The 25,637-nt window shown below is 35.7% G+C and carries 14 protein-coding genes, 1 tRNA gene and 2 pseudogenes; 6 read left to right on the forward strand and 11 right to left on the reverse strand.

Going from position 1 to position 25,637, the window contains the following annotated elements:
* The first annotated feature begins 36 nt into the window (after positions 1–36).
* Positions 37–2,703, forward strand: coding sequence for a pyruvate, phosphate dikinase (ppdK, locus tag ACFIMA_RS01375; protein WP_375693017.1), 2,667 nt, complete (start codon positions 37–39; stop codon positions 2,701–2,703).
* 1,752 nt (positions 2,704–4,455) lie between these two features.
* On the opposite strand, the gene ACFIMA_RS01380 is transcribed toward ppdK, so the two are convergent.
* Positions 4,456–5,289 carry a peptidoglycan-binding domain-containing protein gene (locus ACFIMA_RS01380; RefSeq protein WP_375613011.1) on the reverse strand — a complete coding sequence of 278 codons (834 nt, stop codon included), beginning with the start codon at positions 5,287–5,289 and terminating at the stop codon, positions 4,456–4,458.
* Positions 5,290–6,339: 1,050 nt separating this feature from the next.
* Between ACFIMA_RS01380 and ACFIMA_RS01385 the strand changes: the two are divergent.
* Positions 6,340–6,715 (forward strand): annotated as a pseudogene (locus ACFIMA_RS01385) (DUF5330 domain-containing protein).
* A 108-nt stretch (positions 6,716–6,823) separates the two neighbouring features.
* Positions 6,824–7,234, forward strand: a complete 411-nt coding sequence (locus ACFIMA_RS01390; RefSeq protein ID WP_375611146.1) for a SufE family protein — start codon at positions 6,824–6,826, stop codon at positions 7,232–7,234.
* A gap of 98 nt (positions 7,235–7,332) precedes the next feature.
* On the opposite strand, the gene ACFIMA_RS01395 is transcribed toward ACFIMA_RS01390, so the two are convergent.
* Positions 7,333–7,770, reverse strand: coding sequence for a MucR family transcriptional regulator (locus ACFIMA_RS01395; RefSeq protein ID WP_012754848.1), 438 nt, complete (start codon positions 7,768–7,770; stop codon positions 7,333–7,335).
* An 855-nt stretch (positions 7,771–8,625) separates the two neighbouring features.
* Between ACFIMA_RS01395 and ACFIMA_RS01400 the strand changes: the two genes are divergently transcribed.
* Complete coding sequence (locus ACFIMA_RS01400; protein ID WP_375693018.1) at positions 8,626–10,719, forward strand: S9 family peptidase; 2,094 nt, start codon at positions 8,626–8,628, stop codon at positions 10,717–10,719.
* Positions 10,720–10,801: 82 nt separating this feature from the next.
* Here ACFIMA_RS01400 and ACFIMA_RS01405 read toward each other — a convergent pair whose 3' ends face one another.
* Positions 10,802–11,404, reverse strand: a complete 603-nt coding sequence (locus ACFIMA_RS01405) for a superoxide dismutase (protein ID WP_375628283.1) — start codon at positions 11,402–11,404, stop codon at positions 10,802–10,804.
* Between the two features lie 872 nt (positions 11,405–12,276).
* On the opposite strand from ACFIMA_RS01405, the gene ACFIMA_RS01410 reads away from it, so the two are divergent.
* Positions 12,277–12,351 (forward strand) — tRNA-Gln (locus ACFIMA_RS01410).
* Between the two features lie 229 nt (positions 12,352–12,580).
* On the opposite strand, the gene ACFIMA_RS01415 is transcribed toward ACFIMA_RS01410, so the two are convergent.
* From ACFIMA_RS01415 to ACFIMA_RS01450, 8 genes and pseudogenes are all read right to left on the reverse strand, one after another.
* Positions 12,581–13,045, reverse strand: coding sequence for a toxin-activating lysine-acyltransferase (locus tag ACFIMA_RS01415; RefSeq protein WP_375645519.1), 465 nt, complete (start codon positions 13,043–13,045; stop codon positions 12,581–12,583).
* A complete protein-coding gene (locus tag ACFIMA_RS01420; RefSeq protein WP_375693019.1) occupies positions 13,045–14,079 on the reverse strand; it encodes an HlyD family type I secretion periplasmic adaptor subunit in 1,035 nt (344 codons plus the stop codon). The genes ACFIMA_RS01415 and ACFIMA_RS01420 overlap by 1 nt, the downstream gene beginning before the upstream one ends.
* A gap of 83 nt (positions 14,080–14,162) precedes the next feature.
* Positions 14,163–18,557, reverse strand: coding sequence for an autotransporter outer membrane beta-barrel domain-containing protein (locus tag ACFIMA_RS01425; RefSeq protein WP_375693727.1), 4,395 nt, complete (start codon positions 18,555–18,557; stop codon positions 14,163–14,165).
* A 392-nt stretch (positions 18,558–18,949) separates the two neighbouring features.
* Positions 18,950–19,351 (reverse strand): annotated as a pseudogene (locus ACFIMA_RS01430) (DUF1499 domain-containing protein); the annotation flags it as partial.
* Positions 19,352–20,432: 1,081 nt separating this feature from the next.
* A complete protein-coding gene (locus ACFIMA_RS01435) occupies positions 20,433–21,218 on the reverse strand; it encodes a DUF1499 domain-containing protein (protein WP_375693021.1) in 786 nt (261 codons plus the stop codon).
* Between the two features lie 536 nt (positions 21,219–21,754).
* Positions 21,755–22,294: a hypothetical protein gene (locus ACFIMA_RS01440; protein ID WP_375693022.1), complete on the reverse strand. Its 540-nt coding sequence runs from the start codon at positions 22,292–22,294 to the stop codon at positions 21,755–21,757.
* Complete coding sequence (locus tag ACFIMA_RS01445) at positions 22,287–22,883, reverse strand: DUF1214 domain-containing protein (protein WP_375652312.1); 597 nt, start codon at positions 22,881–22,883, stop codon at positions 22,287–22,289. The genes ACFIMA_RS01440 and ACFIMA_RS01445 overlap by 8 nt, the downstream gene beginning before the upstream one ends.
* A gap of 17 nt (positions 22,884–22,900) precedes the next feature.
* Positions 22,901–25,051, reverse strand: a complete 2,151-nt coding sequence (locus ACFIMA_RS01450; protein WP_375693023.1) for a transglycosylase domain-containing protein — start codon at positions 25,049–25,051, stop codon at positions 22,901–22,903.
* A 346-nt stretch (positions 25,052–25,397) separates the two neighbouring features.
* Here ACFIMA_RS01450 and ACFIMA_RS01455 point away from each other — a divergent pair, with 346 nt between their 5' ends.
* The gene (locus ACFIMA_RS01455; protein WP_375622279.1) at positions 25,398–25,634 is read left to right on the forward strand and encodes a hypothetical protein; all 237 of its coding nucleotides are present in this window, start codon (positions 25,398–25,400) and stop codon (positions 25,632–25,634) included.
* The last annotated feature ends 3 nt before the right edge of the window (positions 25,635–25,637 follow it).

The raw sequence follows: 25,637 nt of genomic DNA on the forward strand, positions 1-25,637 counted from the left end.
ATGATGTTTTGAAGCTGATATGGGAGGATTTGTACAGTGAAAAAATGGGTTTATAGTTTTGGAGATGGAAAGGCAGAAGGAAGTGCAAGTGAGCGTAACCTTCTCGGAGGTAAAGGGGCTAATTTGGCAGAAATGAGTAATCTTGGTTTGCCCGTACCACCCGGATTTACGCTGACAACAGAAGTTTGTAATTTTTATTATGCCCATGACAAATCATATCCAGAAGAGCTACAGGAATCTGTTAAGCAAGCACTAAGATACGTTGCTGAACAAACAGGACGTGAATTTGGGAATGAACAAAGACCACTTTTGCTGTCTGTTCGTTCAGGGGCTAGGGCTTCTATGCCAGGGATGATGGATACAGTGCTTAACCTTGGCATGAATGATGAGACTGTAAAAGCCATTGCTTTACAAGCCAATAATGAACGTTTTGCTTATGATAGTTATCGGCGTTTTATCCAAATGTATTCTAACGTTGTTTTGGGGCTAGACCATTCGTATTTTGAAGAGATTCTTGATGAAGCAAAGGCATGCAATGGTTACACTATTGATACAGAAATGACAGCAGATGATTGGAAGAATGTTATTATTTCTTATAAAGCCTATGTTGAAGAAAAATTAGGAACCCCTTTTCCACAAGATCCTGAACAACAGTTATGGGGGGCAATTGGAGCCGTTTTTTCAAGTTGGATGACGGCACGCGCAGTTACTTATCGCCGTTTACATAGCATTCCTGAAAGTTGGGGAACGGCAGTTAATGTGCAAGCTATGGTTTTTGGTAACATGGGAGAAGATTCGGCAACAGGTGTTGCTTTTACACGCAATCCATCGACAGGGAAAAAAGAACTTTATGGTGAATTTTTAGTTAATGCGCAAGGGGAAGATGTTGTGGCGGGCATTCGAACGCCTCAAAATATTACAGAAAGTGCGCGTATTGTTGCTGGTTCAAATAGACCGTCGTTAGAAAAAATTATGCCTGAGGCTTTTTTGAAATTATGTCAGATTGCGCAGAAGCTTGAGCAGCATTATCGGGATATGCAAGATCTCGAATTTACCATTGAAAAAGGTAAATTATGGATGCTTCAGACTCGTTCAGGAAAACGCACGGCTCGTGCGGCTCTCAAGACGGCAATTGAAATGGTTGAGGAGGGGTTAATAAACCGTGAAGAGGCTGTGATGCGTATTGATGCAAAGTCGCTGGACCAACTTTTGCATCCAACACTTGATCCTAAAGCAGAACGTTTTGTTATAGGACGTGGTTTACCTGCTTCTCCTGGAGCCGCAACTGGTGAAATTGTTTTTACTTCAGAAGAGGCAGAAACTGTGTCGGCGGAAGGTCGCAAAGTTATTTTGGTCCGGGTAGAAACAAGTCCAGAAGATATTCATGGTATGCATGCTGCAGAAGGAATTTTAACAACGCGTGGCGGTATGACAAGTCACGCTGCTGTTGTTGCGCGGGGGATGGGAAAACCATGTATTTCTGGTGCTGGCAGTGTGCGGATTGATTATAACACAAATACATTGTTTGCCTCAGGAGAAAGCCTAAAAAAAGGTGATGTTATCACAATTGATGGTGGAAGTGGAGAAATTTTCAAAGGGAAAGTTGCAATGTTGCAGCCTCAGCTTTGCGGAGACTTTGCAAAATTAATGGAATGGGCTGATGGGATGCGACGTATAAGAGTTCGCGCTAATGCTGATACACCATCTGATGCCCGTATGGGGCGCTCTTTTGGGGCTGAAGGTATAGGTCTTTGCCGTACGGAGCATATGTTTTTTTCTGATGAACGTATCGTTGCCATGCGTGAAATGATTTTAAGTCATGATGAAAGTGGTCGTCGTAAAGCACTAGATAAGCTTTTGCCAATGCAGCGTTCAGATTTTAGTGAATTATTTGAAATTATGTGTGGTTTACCTGTTACTATCCGCTTGCTAGATCCACCATTACATGAATTTTTGCCTAAAACGAAAGCAGAAATTCTTGATGTTGCAACAGCTATGGGTGTTTCTGCTGAAGTGCTTGCTGAACGCACTCAGCAGTTGCACGAATTTAATCCTATGCTTGGATTACGAGGATGCCGTTTAGCTATTACTTATCCTGAAATTGCAGAAATGCAAGCGCGGGCGATTTTTGAAGCAGCAGCAGAAGCTGCCCAAAAATCTGGATCTCCTGTTATGCTTGAAATTATGGTGCCACTGGTTGCGCTTAAATCTGAACTCGATTTTGTGAAAGCGCGTATTGATCAGGTTGCTGAGGAAGTGATGAAAGAAAAGGGAAGCACTATTCAATATATGGTTGGGACGATGATTGAACTTCCAAGAGCGGCGCTTCGAGCAGATGAAATTGCTGAAACTGCTGAATTTTTTTCATTTGGAACAAACGATTTGACACAAACTACTTTTGGGATTTCCCGTGATGATGCAGCTCCTTTTTTGGCAACCTATTTTCAAAAAGGTCTTTTAGAGCAAGATCCTTTTGTGTCTATTGACCGTGATGGAGTAGGGGAACTTATTACCATTGCTGCACAGCGTGGACGCTCAAAGCGTGCAAAAATAAAATTGGGAATTTGCGGTGAACATGGAGGCGATCCTGCCTCTATTGCTTTATGCGAAGAAAATAACCTGGATTATGTTTCGTGTTCTCCTTTTCGAGTGCCAATTGCTCGTTTAGCAGCAGCTCAGGCCGCAATAGCAAAAAGGATGTAATGGGTTAATATTTTTTGTTGTATCGTTATTACTGAAATAAATTTTTATATATTCTTTTATTTTCTTTAATAAAGGAAATAAAAATGCTTCTAAAATGCACGATAAGTTGTGTTACGCGAGAAAGTGTTTTTTTAGAGGTTTATGAGAGAAAATATAAAGCACAGGATAGACAAAGATGTATTATTAATGCACTTTTTATTGGCGAACCTCTTGATAGAGAGAAACGTGTTATTGTGCAGTCAATTTACGCGTTTGCTTTTTTATAGGGGAATGAGCTCCTCACGCAAAGTAGAATGCTGCAAACAAATGCATTTTTTTTGCGCATCATGCTGTTTGAGATAGACATTTCTCAGTGATGCCCCATTTCACATTGATATTCGTGGAATGGGGATTATGTAAAACTCCCCGTAAGTTTATAAAAATCTTCCCAAAATTTATAAACTCCATTATGCACTCCCATCTTTACATTTATAAAGGAATATCAAAGTTACACAATCTATAGATTTATAAAGATAATTTTTTATTTCTCATATTGAATGAAAGCTGTAAATATCATAAGATCTTCTTATTTCGACTTCTTTTATAATGAATCAATCAAAACCATGTTTTTTGTATGTTACAGGCGGGATGAGCGTCTGTAGGTAAAAAAATAAAGCAAGGATATGCCTCTTATGAAACGTCTCAAGTGAGAGCTATCACAAATTGAAGGTAGGTACAGTGTGTAATGGTGCCGGCTTGCTTCTTCACAAGCGTAAAGATGATGCGCGGCGCGTGCAGTGGGACTACTATTATTATTCATGGGCGTTGTTGCGAAGTGGTTTTAGGTGCTTTAGAGATGTTTTTTAAGAAAGCCCGTGAATGGCAATCCAAGTATATTCCGTTTGGGACATTTTGTTTTAGGTGAGGGGGAGTGAGACCAAAAAGACATGTGATAAAGTAAGAGCATGAGGCAATAGGTAATTTCCGTTATTTTAAAGATATTGCTTTAGATGTCTTTGAAAGGCGTAAAGCTGAATTAAAAGGAAATGGCAAAGATGAAAAATGGTGTTTACCTTAAAATTTCATATTCTTCCCAAATTAGGCTGTTTTCCTGTTTTAAGAGATTATACAAACAGAGATGCGCAATATTCTTGCCTCCATTTGGCATATAAAAGCTATAACAGCTGAGAGAAGTACTAAACTGTCTTAACATTTTTTTCAAACATACTGCTGCGGTAAGTTTGGATGTTGATTTATAGACAATACTAAACGCACACGCTCTCTTAAGAAGACAATGTCATAAAACACATAACTTTCCAGCAATAGATTAGAGAGAAGTGCCGGTTTTTTATCAGACACTTTGCAAAACAACAACCATAACACAATTAGCTTTACGTCTACTTATCCTTACAGGTGTTTGCACAAATTCTTTGCATCATATTTATAAAGATCAAATTGACGATAATATATGGACAATTCGTGGTTCGATAATATGAAAGGTTTACGTGATACTACAAAAATTTCGTGTCCTTTTATCATCAGAGGCAATAAAAATGCTAGAACAAGCGCGTTTGCTATTTTGCAATATTCTTTTTTCTGCAATCGGTTGTGGTTTTTTTGAAGCAAATTATACGGCTCAATATGTAATGTGTAAGAAAACCATTCTGATTGATTGAAAATAAGAGGGCTTGAGATGAAGGAATGTTTGAGGGGAGCATTAAACAAATGAAAGATGAATTATCATTATAAATTAAGAGATTATTATGATTAGATTCAATTTAATAAACCAATTTCACGCATTTTCATTAAAATTGTGTGATTAATTTTACCTGTTACAGGAAGATCAAATATTTTTTGAAACTGTTTTAAGGCTTCTATCGTCTTTTGATCTTCTATTCCTGTGACAATAACCTCCTCATTCCCAAAAATATGTAAAGCTTTTTGCACTTGTATAATATCTTCAACAGAAGGCTCTAAAATAGCTTCTTTTAAGTGTGTCATATTTTTTGTATTGTTTGTTTCTATTTCGCTTTGCTTAATTAATATCGCGATTTCATCTGCTGCGGGATTAGATAGAACATTCTTTTGCATTCTCTGAGCAGTTTGCTGTTTCCATAAAGTGATGGCTCGGCGTGTTTTAGGTCCTTCCAGTCCATCTAATGGTCCATCATAAAGTCCTAATTTTGCTAGTTCTTTTTGCTTTTCCAGCATGCTTGCTGATTGAGAGGGTAAAGGTGAATTTGTGTGCTTATGGCTTTGAGAATGTACAGAAGTTACACGGGAGAGTTCTTGTGATTTTTCTTCTTTTTCCGATAAAGTAGAGCTCTTACCTATACTTTGAACAGAGGAAAATTTCATTTGAGTTAAAATATTTTGATGCGTTGTCATTTGCGAAAATAAAGCATTAAATGAAATAAATAAAAAACTAATGCTAAAAAGAAAAGATCCAACAAAAAATAAAGTATTTTTTCGTGTATAGAAATAAAGAGTTTTTGCACTCCAAAAAATAAAATGAAAAATTATAAGAAGAAGTGTTATAACAATACTACTATAGTATTTACGGTGTTTTACAGTTTTTTTTCGGTAGGTCTTTCGTTTTGTTGCCATTACTTTTATTTTCAGTTGCGTTTATTTTTTACAAAGAAACAAATATAAATTAGGAAACGAATATGAATCAGTTTTTACTTCCAGCCAGAGAGAAGTGCATTGACATTATTGATTTTTCCTTTCAAACTCCTAAAATGAGCGGCTTCATTATATCAATTTATAAGTTGATAAATCAACAAGAGTTCTTATCAACGTTTATTCATTTTATTTTATACAAATCTTTAATGTGTATAAAGAGAGCACCAAATGATTAGCATTCAAGATCATTTTGGTGTTTGCAAACTGCATTATCACATATAATTATCTAAACAATAATGCCACGTTATTCTTCATTTTGGGGCATATGTTTGCCTATTATTTAAAATAAAATTGAAAATATTTGCCTATAACGCTAAAAAGATGACAATCATTATCTATTCTTTATAATTTACATATAGATGGTTACTTATCCATAAACGGTTTGGTAATAATAATTATCTCTTAATATTATTATATTTTGGTATAAATTCCTTCTATTAAATAATTTTCATAAGTATTAATTAAATTGATGTTTACAATGTTATAGAAAAAACTGGCTTGAGATGTAATCATAAGAGATGCAGTTATTTTTTGATGTTTTTATTGACAGGTTGACTATTTTCATAACATTCCAGTAAAAATTTTATAGATAATATAAATATTTTATCGACACTAGAGTCAGAATAACAGAGTTTACTCTTTTTAGCTTTTTCAACTAAGCTAAGATGGTGGACTATTATTTAAAATAATTATGTACACAACACGATTATTTCTCTCATTTTTTATCATAGTATGTTCATTAACATGACCAGCTTGTAAGTGTATAATTTTGATGTTAATTTTTTACTGAATAGACAATGTATCCCATTTTATACAGCGGAATTGTGCCATATTTATAAAAAAGCCAATGATATAGATCCAATACATGAATACTCAATTTTATAAAAAGCACATTTTATAAATTGTTTATAAAGCAACAGTGTATAAAATGCTTCTTTTATTGTATTTACCACTGCGGTACATTGATTGTCCATGATACGTTTTTTAATCAAATTATCATTTTTTTTATTTTTTATTTTTGTCATTATTTCATTTTTTGTAGCAGATCCAAGCAGTAACCATTCTTCTAGCCCCCAAAATAATGAGACAACAACGAGCGATGTGATTGTTGCTTTTAAGGAAGCCTTAAATGACTTAGGCGCATTTTGTGACCGTAATATAAAAACCTGCAAAGTAGGAAAATCCTTTTTAAGTTCACTTGGTGAGCGCGCATATTACGGTGCAAGAGCTGCTTATGAATATTTAGGGAACATATTAGGAAACAAAAATGATATCAGAGACTTCCCCTAATGTTTCTTACAAAATCGAAATACAAGAGTTCTTACAAAACCATGCAATGTTATCTTGAAATAAGGATTTTTAACGTTCTTCGTGTTATTTATGTTAGGAAGAATAAATATTTATTTTTTATAAGTGTATTCAAGAATGATTATTCAAACGAAACAGGACTAAAATAATGGCGGAAACAATCGGTAATATTATAGAGAACTTTTCGCTTTTGGATAATTGGGAAGATCGTTATCGTTATGTCATCGAGCTTGGCTATGAATTGCCACCTTTTCCAGAAAGCGCTCGAAACGATGCTCACAAAGTTCCTGGTTGTGTTAGCCAAGTGTGGCTTCTATCTTCACGTAATAACTCAAAAGATCCAATATTGACGTTTCAAGGTGATTCCGATGCTCATATTGTGCGTGGACTCATTTACATACTTCTTGCTTTTTATTCAGGCAAAAAAGCTTCTGAAATTCGCAATTCTGATGCTCAAGAGCTCTTTGAAAAACTTGGTTTAAATGAAAATCTTACACCACAACGATCAAATGGTTTGAAATCAATGATTAAACGGATTCGTAACGAAAGCTATATGTAATCCCCTTGGTAGAAATTGCTATATATACAAAAGCTTCACACAAAACATGTATACTAAAATCAACTTTATGCACGAAACCATTTTTTCGCAAAATAAGATTATTTAGTTTTTTTCCGTTTGCTTTTGCGTCCAAGCCCCATTTCTTTGGCCAAAGCCGATCGTGTTTTTGCATAATTAGGCGCCACCATAGGGTAAGAACTATCTAACTGCCATTTTTCACGATATTCCTCTGGCAACATTCCATAATGTGTCATGAGATGACGCTTTAGAGATTTAAACTTCTTTCCATCTTCAAGGCAAATGAGATAATCAGGAAATACTGAACGCTTCGGATTAACGGCAGGCCTTTGTTTTTCAACTTCGACTTCTGTTAACTCTAGATTCCCTGCTTTACGAAAAGCAGCATGGACATCAGCAATTAAACTTGGCACTTCAGTCGGTCGAATAGAATTATTACTCACGTAGGCAGCAACAATATCAGCAACCAATGTAATAACTAAATTGCTTTCAGTCTCTAAGACTGCACGATGTTCCATTCTTGTTTCCTTTAATTTAAAATTGAGTAATTCAAAATCGAGATATAGTGCATATACTCATGATATAAAGATCTCATGCACATGAGTTTCATATTGTACAAAAATCTTTTTTGTCAATTCAATTATTCTATAAAATTGCCAAAACACAAAAAAATCAAATAAATACCTATTTTTTGTCATAATATACAATAAGAAAAACGAAATTATTACATGCTAAAATATATTTTTACCCTATAACATATCATACATAATATATAATACATCACAAATATAAAAAAATATATGATAAAATTTATTTATTTTTTTTGAGAACGTAAAAATAAAATTACTAATTATAAAAATATAATATATAAATTATTATATTTTGTTTTGAATACTTATAGTTTAGTAAGTTTATGTTTAATAAGTTTTAAATTTGTTTTTATTATTTATATTTATAAAATTTAATAATAAAAAACATGATATATTATAAATATGACATAATAGTATTATTTGTAATATAAAACTATTCATTAAAAGGAGATAGGACATTTTTATTTTTTATACAGTAATAATAATATTTTAGATATATTTATTCCTTTCTGTAAAATTATGCGATTATACTGTTTCAAAAAAAATCAATTCTTTTTCTAATAGTTTAATTGTTTTACCAGTCACTTTCATTATAAAAGTGGTGTTATATCCCTAGAAAACAATAGCTGTGATATGTAATGAACAGAAAGGTATTAGTTTTAAAAATTATCATGGTGCTATTTTTGCAAGTGAATAGAACTTATAGATTTTTACACTTGCATCAATCATTGTGATTCTAACATATAAACGAAGCTATTAACATATTTTAATATAGGATTGTGTATGACTCGCACTTTTGCAATTCCTCCCAAAGCATCTAGAATCACTCATAAGGAAATATATCATGGTATTTTTCGTGATGATCCCTATCATTGGCTACGTGCGTCTAACTGGCAAGATGTTTTTAAAGATCCTAACTGTCTTGATCCCAATATTCGACATTATCTTGAAAAAGAAAATGCTTATCAATCAGCTCAAATGGCTGATACAAAACCATTACGAGATTTGCTTTTTACCGAAATGAAAAACAGGATCCAAGAGAATGATAGTTCTGTTCCTATAAAACATGGTGCTTTTGCTTACGGATTCTCTTATGTTACCGGAGGCCAACAACCACATTATTTTCGGACACCAAGGAATGGCGGAGAAAAAAACGTGTACCTTAATGGTGATGTCCTAGCAGAAGGCAAAGAATATTTCAAATTTGGTTCAGTTCAAGAATCTCCTGACCATACACATGTGGTATGGACCTATGATGACAAAGGATCAGAGTTCTATACAGCTAAAATTCGTAATTTTGAGACATTATCTGACTGTACGGACATAATTACTGATACATCTGGTCAAATTGTATGGGATGCTAGGTCTGAAGGTTTTTTCTATACTAAGATGGATAAAAACCACCGACCTTCAGAGCTCTATTATCACCAATTAAACACAGATCAATCACAAGATAAGCTTATTTTTCGTGAAGACAATCCAGGTTTTTTCTTAGATGTAAGCGGTTCTAAGCTTAATGATGTTATTTATATTAATATTCATGATCATGAAACATCAGAGATCTGGTTGATTCCTGCTGAGGCGCCTTTTACTACTCCCCAATGTGTACGGAAACGACAAAAAGGTATTGAATATTCACTTACAGAAGGTGGTGATGTCTTTTATATTCTAACCAATTTAGATAATGCAAAAGATTTCAAAATTATGGTAGCGCCATATACATCTCCACAATCAGAAAATTGGTCTGAGTTTATCCCACATCAGCTTGGGTGCCTAATATTATCCCATGATGCTTATCAAGATTTTCTTGTCTGGATCGAACGTTTTGAGGGGCTTCCACGTATAAAAGTAATGGAACGTACCACTAAACAAGTTAATTCCATTGCTTTTACTGAAGAGGCTTATTCTTTAGGTCTGCAAGGAGTTGCAGAATATAACAGTCCAACTATTCGTTTTTCCTATTCGTCTATGACAACACCTGATCAAGTGTTTGATTATGAGATGAAAAATTGTAAACGAATGCTTTTAAAAACGCAAATAATTCCCTCTGGGCATAATAAAGATGCATATGTAACACGACGTATTACAGCAATAGCAGACGATGGTGAGAAGATTCCTATTTCACTTTTTTATCACAAAAATACTCCCCTTGATGGTGGTGCGCCTTGTCTGCTTTACGGTTATGGTGCTTATGGGATCTCTATACCTGCCAGTTTCAATAGTAATGTACTTTCTCTAGTAAACAGAGGTTTTATTTACGCTATTGCTCATATTCGCGGAGGAAAAGAAAAGGGAGTAGAATGGTATGAGAAAGGAAAACATCTCTTTAAGCACAATACATTTACAGATTTTATTGCTTGTGGGCGTTACCTTGTAAACAATAAATTCACTTCTCACGACCGGCTGATTGCTCATGGTGGTTCAGCAGGGGGGATGTTGATGGGAGCCATTGCCAATATAGCTCCACAGGATTTTGCTGGGATCGTAGCAAATGTGCCTTTTGTTGATGTCTTAGCGACAATGTTAGATGCTTCATTGCCACTCACTCCTCCAGAATGGGCCGAATGGGGGAATCCTCTTGAATCAGAAGAAGATTATAAGCTTATTGCTTCCTATTCCCCTTACGATAATGTCAAAGCTCAAAACTATCCCCCTATACTTGTGATGGCAGGATTAACAGATCCTCGTGTAACTTACTGGGAGCCTGCAAAATGGGTGGCAAAATTACGAGACCTAAAAACAGACGATAATGCAATTTTATTACGTATTAATATGGATTCAGGGCACGCTGGTGCAGCTGGACGTTTTTCAAAGCTAGAAGAAGTTGCCTATATCTATGCATATATTCTAAAGATAGCAGGAAAAGACTTTTGCTAATCCATAATATTTTGGTATGAAAGTCTCCGATAATTTATTGGATTATAGGGACTTTCATACACTAAAAAATTATTGAGACAGTTTAAAATTCACATTCTTCATAAAGTTTCAAAACATAGTCCCAATTAATTAAATGGTCTACAAAGGCTTCGAGGTACTTCGGTCGAGTATTGCGATAATCAATGTAATAGGAATGTTCCCACACATCGACACCCAAAATAGGGTGAGCATTGTGAATTAAGGGATTTTCGCCATTAGGCGTTTTCATAATTTCAAGCTTGCCATCTTTAACAGCAACCCACGCCCATCCAGAACCAAATTGGGCACTAGCAGCAGCAATAAAATCAGCGCGGAATTTGTCGTAACCACCTAGATCAGCGTCAATAGCTTTTGCTAACTTTTCAGGAAGTTTTTGGCCACCACCATTTTTTTTCATCCAAAGCCAAAAGTGGTTATGATTGTAATACTGCGCTGCATTATTAAACAAACCAATATTTTTTCCAAAACTTTTTTTAACAATATCTTCAAGGCTTTCATTTTCTAAGCCTAACTCTTTCACAAAATTATTGGTGTTGGTAAGATAAGCGAGGTGATGCTTATCATGATGATATTCAAGCGTTTCGCGTGACATATAAGGCGAAAGGGCATCGTAATCATAAGGCAACGGGGGCAATTCAAAAGCCATTTAAAAATCTCCTCGATTCTAATTGTTAAGCTTATTTCATAAGTCTAATTTGCCATTTACCGCATTTAAAAGCAAATGTTGAATACCTAGTTTGTATGAAATAGTTTTAATGTCTCTCTTTTTGTAAAAGAAGCTTTTAGGAAATGTATATTCATCAATCAAAAAGGGTATTGGTCTACATAAAGATTGCTTCTGAAGATTTTTTACATCTATGAGTGGGTAATAAATATCATTATCTTTTGAATAAAAAGTAAATGAAAATAGCTATTATTCCTTGTTTTTGTATCTCTATTTTTTCAAATACCATATAAAATGTTTTTAATTTTTGCAAAACTCTTCCAGTTTATGGGTGTATCATAATGTTTTCATCAGAATAATAAGTGTTATTTTTTAGGAAATATTTTTCAATGTGCTTGATTTTATTTTATGGTGCTACCCATGAATAATATAATGTAAAAATTAGTGGACATTACCATCTTTATGCTTAATGCAAGAGCACAGCAGCACTATCATACACTTACCGGTTGCCAATGTGGAGACAGTTTTTTTTAATTGAGCAAGATGGGATTTTAATATATCAAGAAAAGTAAATCATATGCAAATTTATTAGATACATGAGTAAACTACAAGATTTTCATTTTCTGTTCCTAGAAAATCAATACAAAGAGCAAAATAATTGATGGATAAATGGTTCCTACTTATGTTAAAATCACAACTGTATATCAGTTTCTGCTACGAATTTGTATCGATGGCAATGCCATACAAGACTCAGAAATTTTATGATAAAAAAGTAAGGTCTTTGATTTTCAAATATTGCGTTCAATCACAGGAATCGCTATAAGGTGCAGGAGTCGCTATAAAGCGTGTTTTTTTGGGGTATAGCCAAGCGGTAAGGCACCGGTTTTTGGTACCGGCATTCCCTGGTTCGAATCCAGGTACCCCAGCCAGTTCCGGTAAAATGTTAATAAAAGTTCGGCTTGAGAGTGGATCAATCCCCTTAACTATCTATTGCTATTCATAGAAAGTCTGGTAAGCTGAAAAACACCTATTTGTAGCGGGTTAGCTCTAAATATGGTAAGGTTCTCTTGCTATAGCTATCGCTTAAAGAGCTCTTTTAAAAGATTCTTTTCTATAAGACGAGGGGTAAATGATTTATGCGCACTTGCTTTAGAAAAACTATTTGGCTGGATTTTGCGCTCTATAGCAACACCAGCGTGCAATTTTTCGTATTCCACCATCTTCATTACGTCGTACAGCATAACAATAACGCTGATCAGGAAATATATTTCGTTGCATATCGCGTACAATATGAGCAGTATGGCCATAGGGTGCTACACAATCAATAAACCATACGTATTTTCCATTCTGCCAATTGGCATCAGGTAAAAATTCTCCCTTATCAAGCATAGATTGATGATTTTTCTCATCTAAAAAAGCCCAAGTGATAAAGGCACAAAATTCTCCGCGTTCATTTTTATAGAGCTTGTATTGCCCAGTCTGTAAAGCTGGTCCTAAATTTCGTTCGATATCCCAGATTCGCCAGCGGCGGTATAAGGGAGATGTGAGCATTAAAACAACCATGGCACCCAAAGCCGTAAGAGGGTCTATGAATGATGGTGATGAATTTTCATTTACAGACATTATCTTTCCTTTAGAGATTGTTCTAAAACTTTGGTGATAGGTTCAAAGAAATAAGAAATGAGACGCCGTTTTGAGGTAATGACATCCGTTGTCACAGTCATGCCAGGGATAAATTTAAGTTGTTTGTTATTCAAAGTGATGTGATCTTGGTCAATTTTGATTAAAACAGCGTAGACACCATTAATTTCTTTATTATAGCGCGCTGTAGCGCCTACATTAACGAATGTACCGTGGATGACACCGAAACGTTCAGGCGGAAAGGCAGAAAACTTGATGTAAGCGTGTTGGCCCTTTTCTAAAAAACCAATATCTCGATTATCAAAAAATGCTTCAATAATGAGACCACCCGCACCAGGGACAATACGCATGAGGGTTTTACCAGCTTCTACAAAGCCGTCCAAAGTATGAATACTTAAATCATCGATACGTCCATCAACAGGTGCATAAAGTGATAAGTGGTCAAGATGGTATTGAGTGCTATCAAGCTTTGCTTTTAATCCTTGAAGATTCAGTTCTGTTTCACGCGAAAGTTGCCGATAGCGGGCGATTTCATCGGAAATGAGACTTTTCCTTTGTTGGCGGAGGGTGTTTATTTCGGCGGCATTTTCTTCCAAACGTCTTTGATTGGTTAAAATTTCATGCTCGACATTTTTAAAATCATGTAAACGCTCTAAATAAACGGCTTGGCTAATGACTTTTGTTTCCATCAGGCTTTTTGCAGCTTTTAATTTTCCTTGGCTTAATTGACGATCATCTTCCAACCTATCTAATTGCGCATGTTGTGTTGCACCGCTGCGCTCGACGCGGTCCGCTTGTGCTTTTAGCGCTCTTAATTTATCTTGGAGAGATTGAAGGGTAGCGCTAATAAGTATTTCTCCTTCTATTCTTGCAGTCGTGTTGCCAGAAGGAGGAACTGGCAGATAGGCAAGCCCTTTGGTCACAAAATCTTTATCCAAAGGATTGCTTTCAGCAAGAAGTGTTGTAGGTATGTTATAAAGAAAAGAATAACCGGTATTCCACGGAGGTTTGTGCAAATCAAAAAGGCCACACAGTATGGAGTTGTCCAGCCTTTTTATGCAAGCAAATGGGAAAATAACGCTCACTTTACAGCATTTTCTTAGAACTGATAACGTATTCCACCAGAAAAGCTCGCTCCTGTTATACCCGTTTTTTGTAGCTTTTGTTGGTAACTAACATCACCATGAAGTACGATATTGTGGGAGAGTTGTGCATTGATGCCCAAACCGCCTTCAATGGCAGTTCCGGCAGGATCAAGGTCAAATTCCTTACCAATCTGTATTTTCCCATCATCACTAAAGGTTTTAAGAAAGTTCACTTTTCCATAAAAAGAAAAGGGATAATCACTTTCGGCAGAAACAGTTTTAGTTAAACGTCCGCCAATCCGAACCAACCATTGGGAAGGATTTTTCATATCAATTTCTAGATTATCAGCATCTTTCATGGTGTCAAACGACAATTGTTGATAAACAATTTGTGCTTGTGGCTCAAACTCTATCCCTGCCATTCCTGTAGCAAATTCTTTTCCAATGGTAACCAAAGCGCTCAAGGTTTTGGCACCCTTCAAGTTTGCGGCATTCTTGATATCAGCCGTAGTGATATTTCCATCGATCATGCCATAGGAAGTTAGGACATCGACATATAAGCCATTGTTGTGTTGTATACTGCCATAAGCTGTAACCGCCCATTTATTGAGTGTGCTTTTGTCTGCACCCTCCATATCCTTAGGTGTGAAAGAGAGTTTCCCATAGGTTCCCATAAGTCCAAAATGCATGGTGATATTTTGGCTTTCCATTGCAGCTAATGCACCACCTGCTTGTACGGCAGCATAGCGAATATCAGCGCCATAGCCATATTTGAAGGGACCACGCTCAGAGGTTAAGGTAGCATTGCTACCATAGGGTGAAAAGAAGAAAGAATAATTTTGTGTTGTACGGATATCAGCTAACAATTTGCTTTGCTTAGTAATGTCGGTAAAACCAGCGTAGAAGAGAGCGTTAGGCATCACGATATAGCTTGCCACTTGCGGTACGACAGCTTCCACATGTGGACCAGGGACAGAGCCACCGGAACCGCTACCGCCACCGGAGTCAAGAAATGCTTTATGCAAGCGAAAATCCCAGAAGTTTTCATTTTTTTCATCAAAGAGGTTTTGCTCAATATTGGCTGTGCCATGGCGTGATTCTGGTCCATAAGCAGTTAGTGTGTATTTATAAGGCAAACCATCTCTTGTGATATAACCATTGGCTAATTTGAAGGAGTCTTCCATCGCTTTTCCAGAGACTTGGATAAGGGAAATACCGCCTGTATTCGAGGGGGCCGCAGCATTTTCTACACTGTTTTTATCCCCTACATCACTCTTGATATAAACTGTTGTTGTACCTGATGCATCGCCATGAATGAGAACGCGATCGGTTTTTTGATCATCTACAGCAACCCCATCGTTCCATGCCATGTTAAAGTGGATTTCTGCGTTTCCAGAAGCGTTATAGATCTCTGGAGTATCTTTTTTACCAGAACCGATATGTAATGTGTGATAATGGTTTTCTACTGGCTTTTCAAAAACAATTTTGCTGTCATTGAGGTTGAGTGCAGAAACATCAGAACGTGATCTTTGAGTGATATCAAGTAACTTGCCCGCATCATCTTTTTCTTTTGTGCTGGTGTTCACAAACCATGTTGTATTGTTTTTGAGATCAAAGCTTGTTTGTCCATTTTCGTCATTTCTTACACCACCTTGTAAGACAGAACGGTCTGCGGAGAGTGAAAAGATTTGATTAGGTTTTGGTGTATCATGGATTATCCCTACGAATAACCTATCGGCTCTGATTTCTGAATCTTTGAGGTTGAGTTTACCATTTGATGAATTGTTGGCAACAATACCCGTTCCATCTTCGATGAGAAGGTTTGTATTGGTCAGGTTTATTTCTAAAGTTTGATCGTTTTTTGAGTTATCAAAGCGTATCCCATTGCGCTGTGCTTTTGCAGAAATATCTGTGACATCAATATGTCCGCCATCTTTTACGACAAATGCTGCTCCTTTTGCACTTACACTCCCTCCCGTCATTGTGATTTTGGCTTCTTCACCATCTACATGGAGTCCGTAATTTTTAGATGTTACTGTGACATTATCATTTAAAGTAATTGTGCTACCTTGCAGAGTTTGTACTTCTCCACCAAAGGAACCTCCGCCCATTACTGTTATTTGGGAATTATCATTAGCCAAGAGAGCTTTTTCTGCATTCTTAACGGTTACATTATTTAAAGAAACCATGCTTCCTTTGTCAGCACTTATTCCTTTCTCCATAAGAAAGCCATCTTTACCGCTTGATATTTTCACATCTTTCAGCGTGTTTTCTTTGCTTGTGGTTTCAAGGAATAATGCACCTACTGCTTCGCCTCCTGTGACCTCAATAGATCCTCCTGTCATCTTGATTGTCGCATTATCACTTTGGGCTTTAACACCGATCTTAGCATTTTTAATTGTTGTGTTTCCATTCAATTCAATGGTGCTGGAACCTCTTGCAAATGCGCCGAATTTTGTTCCTTTTCCATTTGCTGTGAGAGCAACGTCTTTAACATTAATATATCCACCAGCTTTTGTATATAATACACTATTGCTACCGGTAACAGTTCCCCCTGTCATAAAAATTTTTGATTGCTCACCAATTGCATGGAGGCCATCACCCTCAGATGATGTGATTTTAGCCTCATTGTCCAAAGTAATGGTACTACCGCTTTGAGCATTGATTGCATCTTCTTTTGCCTCAAAAGATCCACTAGAAACCATTACTTGAGATTTGTTATCTGCATAGATGCTGCGTTTTGCTTTTGTGACGGTTACATTATTTAAAGAAACCATGCTTCCTTTGTCAGCACTTATTCCTTTCTCCATAAGAAAGCCATCTTTTCCACTTGATATTTTCACATCTTTCAGCGTGTTTTTTTTGCTTGCGGTGTCAAGGAATAATGCACCTACTGCTTCGCCTTCTGTGATTTCAATAGATCCTCCTGTCATCTTGATTGTCGCATTATCACTTTGGGCTTTAACACCGATCGTAGCATTTTTAATTGTTGTGTTTCCATTCAATTCAATGGTACTGGAACCTCTTGCAAATGCGCCGAATTTTGTTCCTTTTCCATTTGCTGTGAGAGCAACGTCTTTAACATTAATATATCCACCAGCTTTTGTATATAATACACTATTGCTACCGGTAACAGTTCCCCCTGTCATAAAAATTTTTGATTGCTCACCAATTGCATGGAGGCCATCACCCTCAGATGATGTGATTTTAGCCTCATTGTCCAAAGTAATGGTACTACCGCTTTGAGCATTGATTGCATCTTCTTTTGCCTCAAAAGATCCACTAGAAACCATTACTTGAGATTTGTTATCTGCATAGATGCTGCGTTTTGCTTTTGTGACGGTTACATTATTTAAAGAAACCATGCTTCCTTTGTCAGCACTTATTCCTTTCTCCATAAGAAAGCCATCTTTTCCACTTGATATTTTCACATCTTTCAGCGTGTTTTTTTTGCTTGCGGTGTCAAGGAATAATGCACCTACTGCTTCGCCTTCTGTGATTTCAATAGATCCTCCTGTCATTTGAATGACACCATTGTCTTTTGCTTCAAGTCCAATGACAGTCTCTTTAATGGTTGCATTATTATGCAAATCAATCATGCTGTTAGGACCAGTGGATTTTGCGCCTGTTCCTTTGTTATATGCGGTGAGAGTGATATCGGCGACATCAATATATCCGCCATTTTCTGTCAACAGAGCACTTTTTTTCCCCTTTACAGTTCCTCCAGTCATTGTGATTTTAGATTGTTCACCATCTGCATGGAGTCCATCATTTTTAGATGTTACTGTGACATTATCGTTTAAAGTAATGGTACTGCATTGTTTAGCTTGTACCTCACCGCCAAAGGAACTGACAGATATTATCACATGTGCATCAGAAGATGCAGCTACGGATAAATCTGCTTCATTAACGGTTACATTTTTTAAAGTAATTATGCCTTTTCTAGCGGAGATTCCTTTGCTCATCGAAGTGTTGTCTTTACCGCTTGATAATTTCACGTTTTCCAATATCGTTGTGCCACTGTCATCAGTGTCTGATATAACGCCATAATCGGCTGCAATAACACCTCCTATCATCTTAAATGTACTACCATGCCATATTCCAACACCACTATGCAGCTGAGTATCGTTTGCACTTTTAATGGTTGTATCCCATAACTCAATTGAAGATTGGGTTCTAAGGACTACAGCATCCAAATCGTTGTTTATTGGATGACCTCCGGTCAGTGTTAAGTTTTTACCGATGACTTTTCCACCATTTGTTGTTTGAATATATTCATAAGTCTTGTTTGATACGTTTTTTACTTCTCCTTTATCAACTTCAAGAGATTCAGCATGTACGTTGAGATTTTTGCCAAAAAGCATAATTGCTGCGATAGCTGTACAGGAGAGTAAAGATTTTTTAGACATAGCTGTTCCTCCCTTATAAGCTCCGCATGTTCTCCCCGCTTAGAAGTAAGAAAAATAAACAATTTAGATTTTAATTACAATACTTACCTATTAGTTAATTTGTTATTATTTGTCAAATATTATAAATTTACTTTTTAATAAAATAAATCATTTTTATTGTTTAATACATAGTATATTAATAGTTAATATATATTAATACTTAAAATATTTTAAATAAAAACATCAAATGAGAGACAAAACAATATTTTTGTTATGAAATAAGTTAGGATTGAGATATTTTCGTTTAAAAGCTTTGTCCTGAAAGAGTAAAAGCACTTTCAGTAATAAGTAATAATAGTGCAAACAAATGACAGGTTGGTAGGGATTTTTCTGTTGGAAGTAAGTACAAGTTTCTACTCATCATCTTGAGAAAGAGGAAGTGACGAGATTTCTGTATCAAGCGCATCCATAAAATCGATAATAAAAACAGCATTAGTCCCCAAATCTCTTGGCGAATAACGAGAAGCAGAACGCATATCAACAAAAGTTGTATCCCCTTCACCAGTTAAACGAATAACAATATCTGAAATAAAGCCAAGGTAAAAAGTTTTTGCCATTGTTTCAATATAAAGCGCATCTTCTTCACCTTTAAACTTTTTTTGAGCCACAACTAGCCAATCATACGCAGCTAAAACATTGAGAACGGATTCGCGAATACGGTCAGGTGATCCATCATAACGGTGCCCCGATATTTCTGGCCATTGTGACATCTGTAATGTTGTTTGTTCAGTCAAAACACTTTTGAGCGGTAAAGCAATGCACAAGCTTGTAGGCATAATTATGTGTCTACAAACTTGACAGGAAGGTTTAGGTGCATAATTTTACAAAATTATATATTTAATTTGGATTTTTTTTATGAATGAGATTATTAGTATTATTGTAGAATTATTATTTTCTATAGGTGCTTTATTTATATTTTTCTATACATTGTTTTCATATTATAAATCTAAAGGTTATAGTAACAAAGAAATTGTGAAAAAAATGTTGTTAAGCACATTTTTGTTCATTATATTTGTTATATTACTTTCTATAACAGTTTTTATTTGTATACGTTATTTATATGAAAAATGATTATTTATTATCTTTATATAATAATGTTTTTGATATTTTATTTTCAATATTTGTTTTTATATTTTTATTAAGTTATAGATAAAGTGATGACAGTTGGAAAAATAGTATAAAGGAAGCAATTAAGACATTTAGTGGGTTATTTTTGGCGTTTTGTTTTATTTATGTTGCGTTTAAATATATTATATATTAGTATTTATATTTAAGTTATGTTTGATGAAAAATTATTTTCATTTAAATAAGTTTCTATTATTTGTAATAATATATATTTTTTTTTATTATTATGAAATTTCTTTATAAAATTGAAATAATCATTTATTGTAAAATACAGATGAATTTATGTGTATTTTATTGTTAATTTTTTCTGTAACTATATTACATATGCATCATATTTTATGATAAATGTATTTCATCTTTCTTGATGAGGGTGTATTTTTCTATTTTCATTGGAAAAATGCGCCTGTAAGAAATGCTTAATTTCCTTATTAGAGAAGTCTTCTTTCCTACTTTTATGATGAGATTTCTGAGCATAAAAAATATATGTAAAATCAATTATAGTATTTAAGTTTAGAATTTGAATTCAAATATTTTATCTATATGTCACGCGCTAAAAAGAGGCTATAAGTTGCTTTTGGGTGTTTAAAGAACTTGTCAGTAATGCTTATGGCCGTCGAGAGACGATAAATGTTTTGTGCGTTTCTGCACGTCTCAAAATTTATTTTTGAAATAAGCTAATTTAGTAAATGTAACTTACTATACTTCTAACCTCTACTCATTATCTTCAGAAAGAGGAAGTGAGGTGATTTCTGTATCAAGTGCATCCATAAAATCGATAATAAAAGCAGCATTTGTCCCCAAATCTCTTGGTAAATAACGAGAAGCAGAACGCATATCAACAAAAGTTGTATCCCCTTCATCAGTTAAACGAATAACAATATCTGAAATAAAGCCAAGGTAAAAAGTTTTGGCCATTGTTTCAATATAAAGCGTATCTTCTTCACCTTTAAACTTTTTTTGAGCCACAACAGGCCAATCATACGCAGCTAAAACATTGAGAACGGATTCGCGAATAAGGTCAGATGATCCATCATAACGGCGCCCTGACATTTCTGTCCATTGTGAGATCTGTATTGCTGTTTGTTCAGTCAAAACACTTTTGAGCGGTAAAGCATCACTGGGACGTATTGTGCGAAAAAAAGCCGGCGGGTTTTGTGTATCGGTAGAAATATCGTAAAGAGCTGGTAAGGTAAACCAAAGTCCCAAAAAGAGTATCAATGGTGTTGCAGTTATTAACGAATAAACGATCCCTTTTAAAGCTTTCATTCCCCCTAGGGCTCCATAGACCCACAAACTATGAAGTGCTTTAATAGCCAGAAAAAGAGAAATAATTACACAGCCAGTAGAGATACCTATCAAAATTATGAAATCGGTTACGTTAATAACGGAAAAACGTTGTAAAATGACTGAAAATAATAAAATAAAGAACGACAATCCACCAAATCGAGGGGACCATACTGCTGCTCTTGAAACGAACCGAACATATCTCTTCTTCATGAAGTTTTTTCCCCTCAATTGTAAACTATAAGCCAAGTTTTTTCAGAGTGCCTATCGTACAAAAAGCTTCTGCTTATAAGAGAAAAATAAAGCACTTATTTTTGAGGTCAAGGATGCGTAATGTCTTATAAGTTTCCAGCGATTATTTTCGCACTTTATTGAAGGTAAACAGTATTTCTTCTATAGTTTATCATGTCATTGATGCGAATTTTATGGGAATGTTTGTAAATAAAAAGAAATAAACTCAAATAACAAGTTTTACAATTGTTAGCAGCATATTTTTTTAGAGCTTTACTCTTGATTTTTCTCTTCTGATTGCGGGGAGTTTTTTCTGTCAGATAATGCGTATCAAATAGGATATGATGATGTGCAATAGAGATTTCATTCTACCTCAATAAAAAATTGAGGGATCTACAATCAGACAAATCTGAATTCGAATATTCAATTAATAGAGAAAAAAGATAACCATTTTGATAGGCTTCATGTATTTTGTATAGAAAGTTAAGGTGTTGTACAAATGAGAGGTTAGTCGGTTTTTATTCATAAAATATACGGCAGGTCGCAGATGAAAGGAAAGCTTCACTTTCTTTTTTCGCAAGGGAAGAAGGGACAAAAGTACGTAAAATAACAAACCCTTCATTCAAATTTTTAGCAACCAAAACTGAATTGGTATTTTTTTTAGGTTTTGATTTTTTGAGTTCTATGATTTGTATTGGTTTTCCAATGATAAGATCGAGTGTCGCATCAGGGGCTGTTCGGTCATTAAGGCTATAGAAAATAATTCCGTTGTGTGTGTAGGCTGCTAGTGACCAAAATTGTCGTGTTTTCAAAGCTTTTAAATGAACAGGTCCATTTTCAAGGTTAAATCTGCAGACTTTAAGAAGAAAGAGGGGATCAGCAGATTGTTGAATAGGATTATCGGGAGTAAAAGCAACAAATTGATAAGGGGCTCCGGATTTTTTAAGTGCTGTCCATATATTATCCTGTGCCCAATAGGGGATCAGAAAGAGAACGCAAATATGAACGATAATAGCGCCAATGATTGCAAGAAGTGCGGTATGAATAAATCTAGTCACAATTTATTTGTCCTGATGGAATTTGTTCTATTGATGGCATTGTAAGCTTTTGTAATGCCGTTGCAGAGATGATTGAGGTATCGTATAAGGTAAGAATAAGCCCGAATTCTTTTTGACTAACTGTTGCAAGCCAATTGCCGGTTTGCGGTGTGGGTGAAATATTAATGCGCAATGAGCCATCATGCTCATAAATAATAGCGTTCGTGTGGAGTTCAAAAGGTATTTCTTTGGATGAAGTATAGGGTTTTAGGGATTTGTCAGCTGTATAAAGGGTAAAAAGACGGGTTTCAGGGATGGTGCCTTTGAGTAAATAATGACAGTGGGGGTGGAGTGGACGCCCTTGGTTATCTTGCCAAATCTGGAATTGAATACCTTCAGTTCGTCCGAGTGAAACAATGCCTTGTTTAGCGGTGCGGGCGCGGGTATAAGGATCCATATTGGCTGTTCCCATTTGTGGATAAGCACTCCATTTTCCAATTCTAAAGAGTCCAAAATGAGGAAAGGAATTGAGCACATAATCGACACTCAGTTTTCCACATAAAATGGAAAAAGCGAAGATAAAAAAGAAAATGGTGATATTAAAAAACATCAGTGAATATCTTGAATTCAAAATGTTGAATCTCCAGTTGTTTTCATTTTCAAAGAAATTGCAGATGTTTTTTTCAGATCTTTGTTAATCAATCGCACGATATTTAATGTTTCAGGAGAAAGCGTAGAGGGTATTGGAGGAGGAACTTCAGAATCTGCATGGGAAGAAAGTACTGGGGGCTGATAAGGAAGGAGAGAATCTTTAACACCATAGAGCTGTTTGAGCATGATATTTTGATGTGCAGCAAGCATGATGCGATGCCATATCATGGCAGGAACGCCACCCCCAAAAGCACGATTCATCGGTGAAAAGTTATCATTTCCCATCCATACCGCTCCTGTATAATTGCCTGTAAAGCCAACAAACCAAGCATCACGATAAGATTGTGATGTTCCAGTTTTCCCAGCGACGAGAGTCATGGGTAGAGCAGCACGCTTACCAGATCCTCGTGTCGTGACACCCACCATCATTTGGTTCATATAAGCTGTTGATTGTTCACTCAGAACTCGGTGTAGTTTTTTTCCGTTATGTTCGAAATCCCATACCACATGCCCATCGATTGTTCTGATTTGCGTGAACCCATGACGATTACCAGCTATCCCGCCATTGGCAAAGACATTAAAGCCAGTTGCTTGATCCATGGGGGTCATGTTGGAAGTACCAAGAACCATTGTTTTGTGTGATAAAATATGCGCGTTAATCCCCATATTCTTGATGAGATCTATGATGGGTTGGGTATCACGGTTAAGATATTGATAGGTGAGATACACAGGGACTGTATTAATAGAAAAAGCTAAAGCTGTTGCTAAATCAATTTTTCCCAAATAACGACCAGAATTATTTTTTGGTGTCCAACCTCCCCAATTGATAGGAGCATCTAAAACGATTGTCGAGGGAGACAGTCCGTGTTCCATTGCGGTTGCGTAAACATAAGGTTTGAATGAAGAACCAGTTTGCCGTCCGCCTTGTGTTGCTCTGTTAAATTGGCTCTTTTTATAATCTTGTCCTCCAACAATTGCGCATACGGCACCGTTATTATCGAGTATAACGGTGGCAGCTTGGGTTACGCGATATTGTTGACCATATTGATGTAAATGATATGCGATTGATTCTTCTGCTGCTTTTTGAATATTCGGATCAAGGGTCGTTTGAATAATTAAACTATGGCTTGGAAGTTGATTACGTATTTTTTTGACTTCCTCGAATGCCCAATCAAGAAAATAATCTGGCTGATTATTTTCTCTTTGGGGAAGTGCCTTAGCAGGGTGGCGATGCGCATTGATAATTTGGCTCTTCGTCATAAAGCCACTATTAACAAGATTAGAAAGGACGATATTGGCACGTGTTTGAGCTGCAAAGAGATGACTATGAGGAGCATATTTTGTTGGAGCTTTAAAGAGTCCTGCTAACATAGCAGATTCACTTAAAGAGACATGACGTATGTTTTTTCCAAAATAAAATTTTGCCGCTGCGGCAATACCAAAATTGTTTCCTCCCATATAGGCTCGGTCAAGGTAAAGTTGTAAAATCTGCTTTTTGCTAAAATTTGCTTCTAGCCAAAGAGCAAGATAAGCTTCTTTGATTTTACGTGTTATGGTTCTTTCGTTTGTTAAAAATAAATTTTTAGCCAATTGTTGTGTGAGAGTTGAACCACCTTGCACCACACCTTTAGCTTGCATATTTTGTGAAATTGCCCGTGTAAGTCCTTGAAAATCAATGCCCCAATGATCAAAAAAACGACGGTCTTCTGTAGCGAGAACCGCTTTAATGACAGTGTCAGGCATTTCTTCAACGGGGATAGAGATTGCCGGCAGTGCACCACGGTGCCCAATGGAATTTCCATAGCGATCTAGAAAAAGAATGGAAAAGTTTTTAGGAGAAGACCAATCTGTTTTGGTCAGTTCAAAAACAGAAATGCCCAAAATAGTGAAAAGAGTAAATCCCATCAACCCTAATGTCAGTATTTCATCGAGAACTTCAACGATAAAACGTTTCCATCCTTGAAGATGAAAATTTTGTGAGACGATTTTTGCCTTTTTCCAGAAAAAACTGTTAGCAGAACGAATGTGATAAAGCGCTGTGTCTAATCGTGCGTCTAATTCAATGAGAGCAGGACTATGAAATGGCTTACGGTGTTGCCCTTTCTTTTTTTTAAAAAAATCAAACATTTAAAGAGAGCCTATGGCAAAGCAATACAACCAAACAAATCTACAATAATTATATGGAGTAGAAGTATTTTTTTTCTATAGTGCTAACAGAGAAAGAATTTGTTTTAGAATTATGCATTTTTTGTAAGATAGTATATTAATATTTTATTATTTTATTGAATAAATTTTATTCTCATTATTAAAAATATTTTTTTGATTTTTTAAAAATTTGGAGTAATGTTAATATGTTCTTCTGTAAGATAGAGGATAAATTGTTTTCATTTGTGATTTTTTAATCGACTAAAAAAAACCATTATTTCTTTTATCCTTTATCAAGGAAGAGAAGAGATGGGTTATTGAAATATTTATGATGAAAAAAAAATTCTTGTTCGTAATAATAGCAGCTTTTTTAGAAGCAGATTCTGTTCTAGCTTCTGGGTGTGCTGAAGTAGGTAAGAAGGCTGCCGCACAAGAGAGCGGGGTTCTCGTCCGTTCAAAACCGGTTGTTCAGGATGGAAAGGACATGTGTGCAATTGTGGTTGTTGTACCAGCCCGTAATGGTGAAAAGTTACGTCGTGTTGAATTTTTTGTTCCTGCTGATTAGTTT

Source organism: Bartonella sp. AP88HLJMH, from assembly GCF_042195605.1.
Lineage (GTDB): Bacteria > Pseudomonadota > Alphaproteobacteria > Rhizobiales > Rhizobiaceae > Bartonella.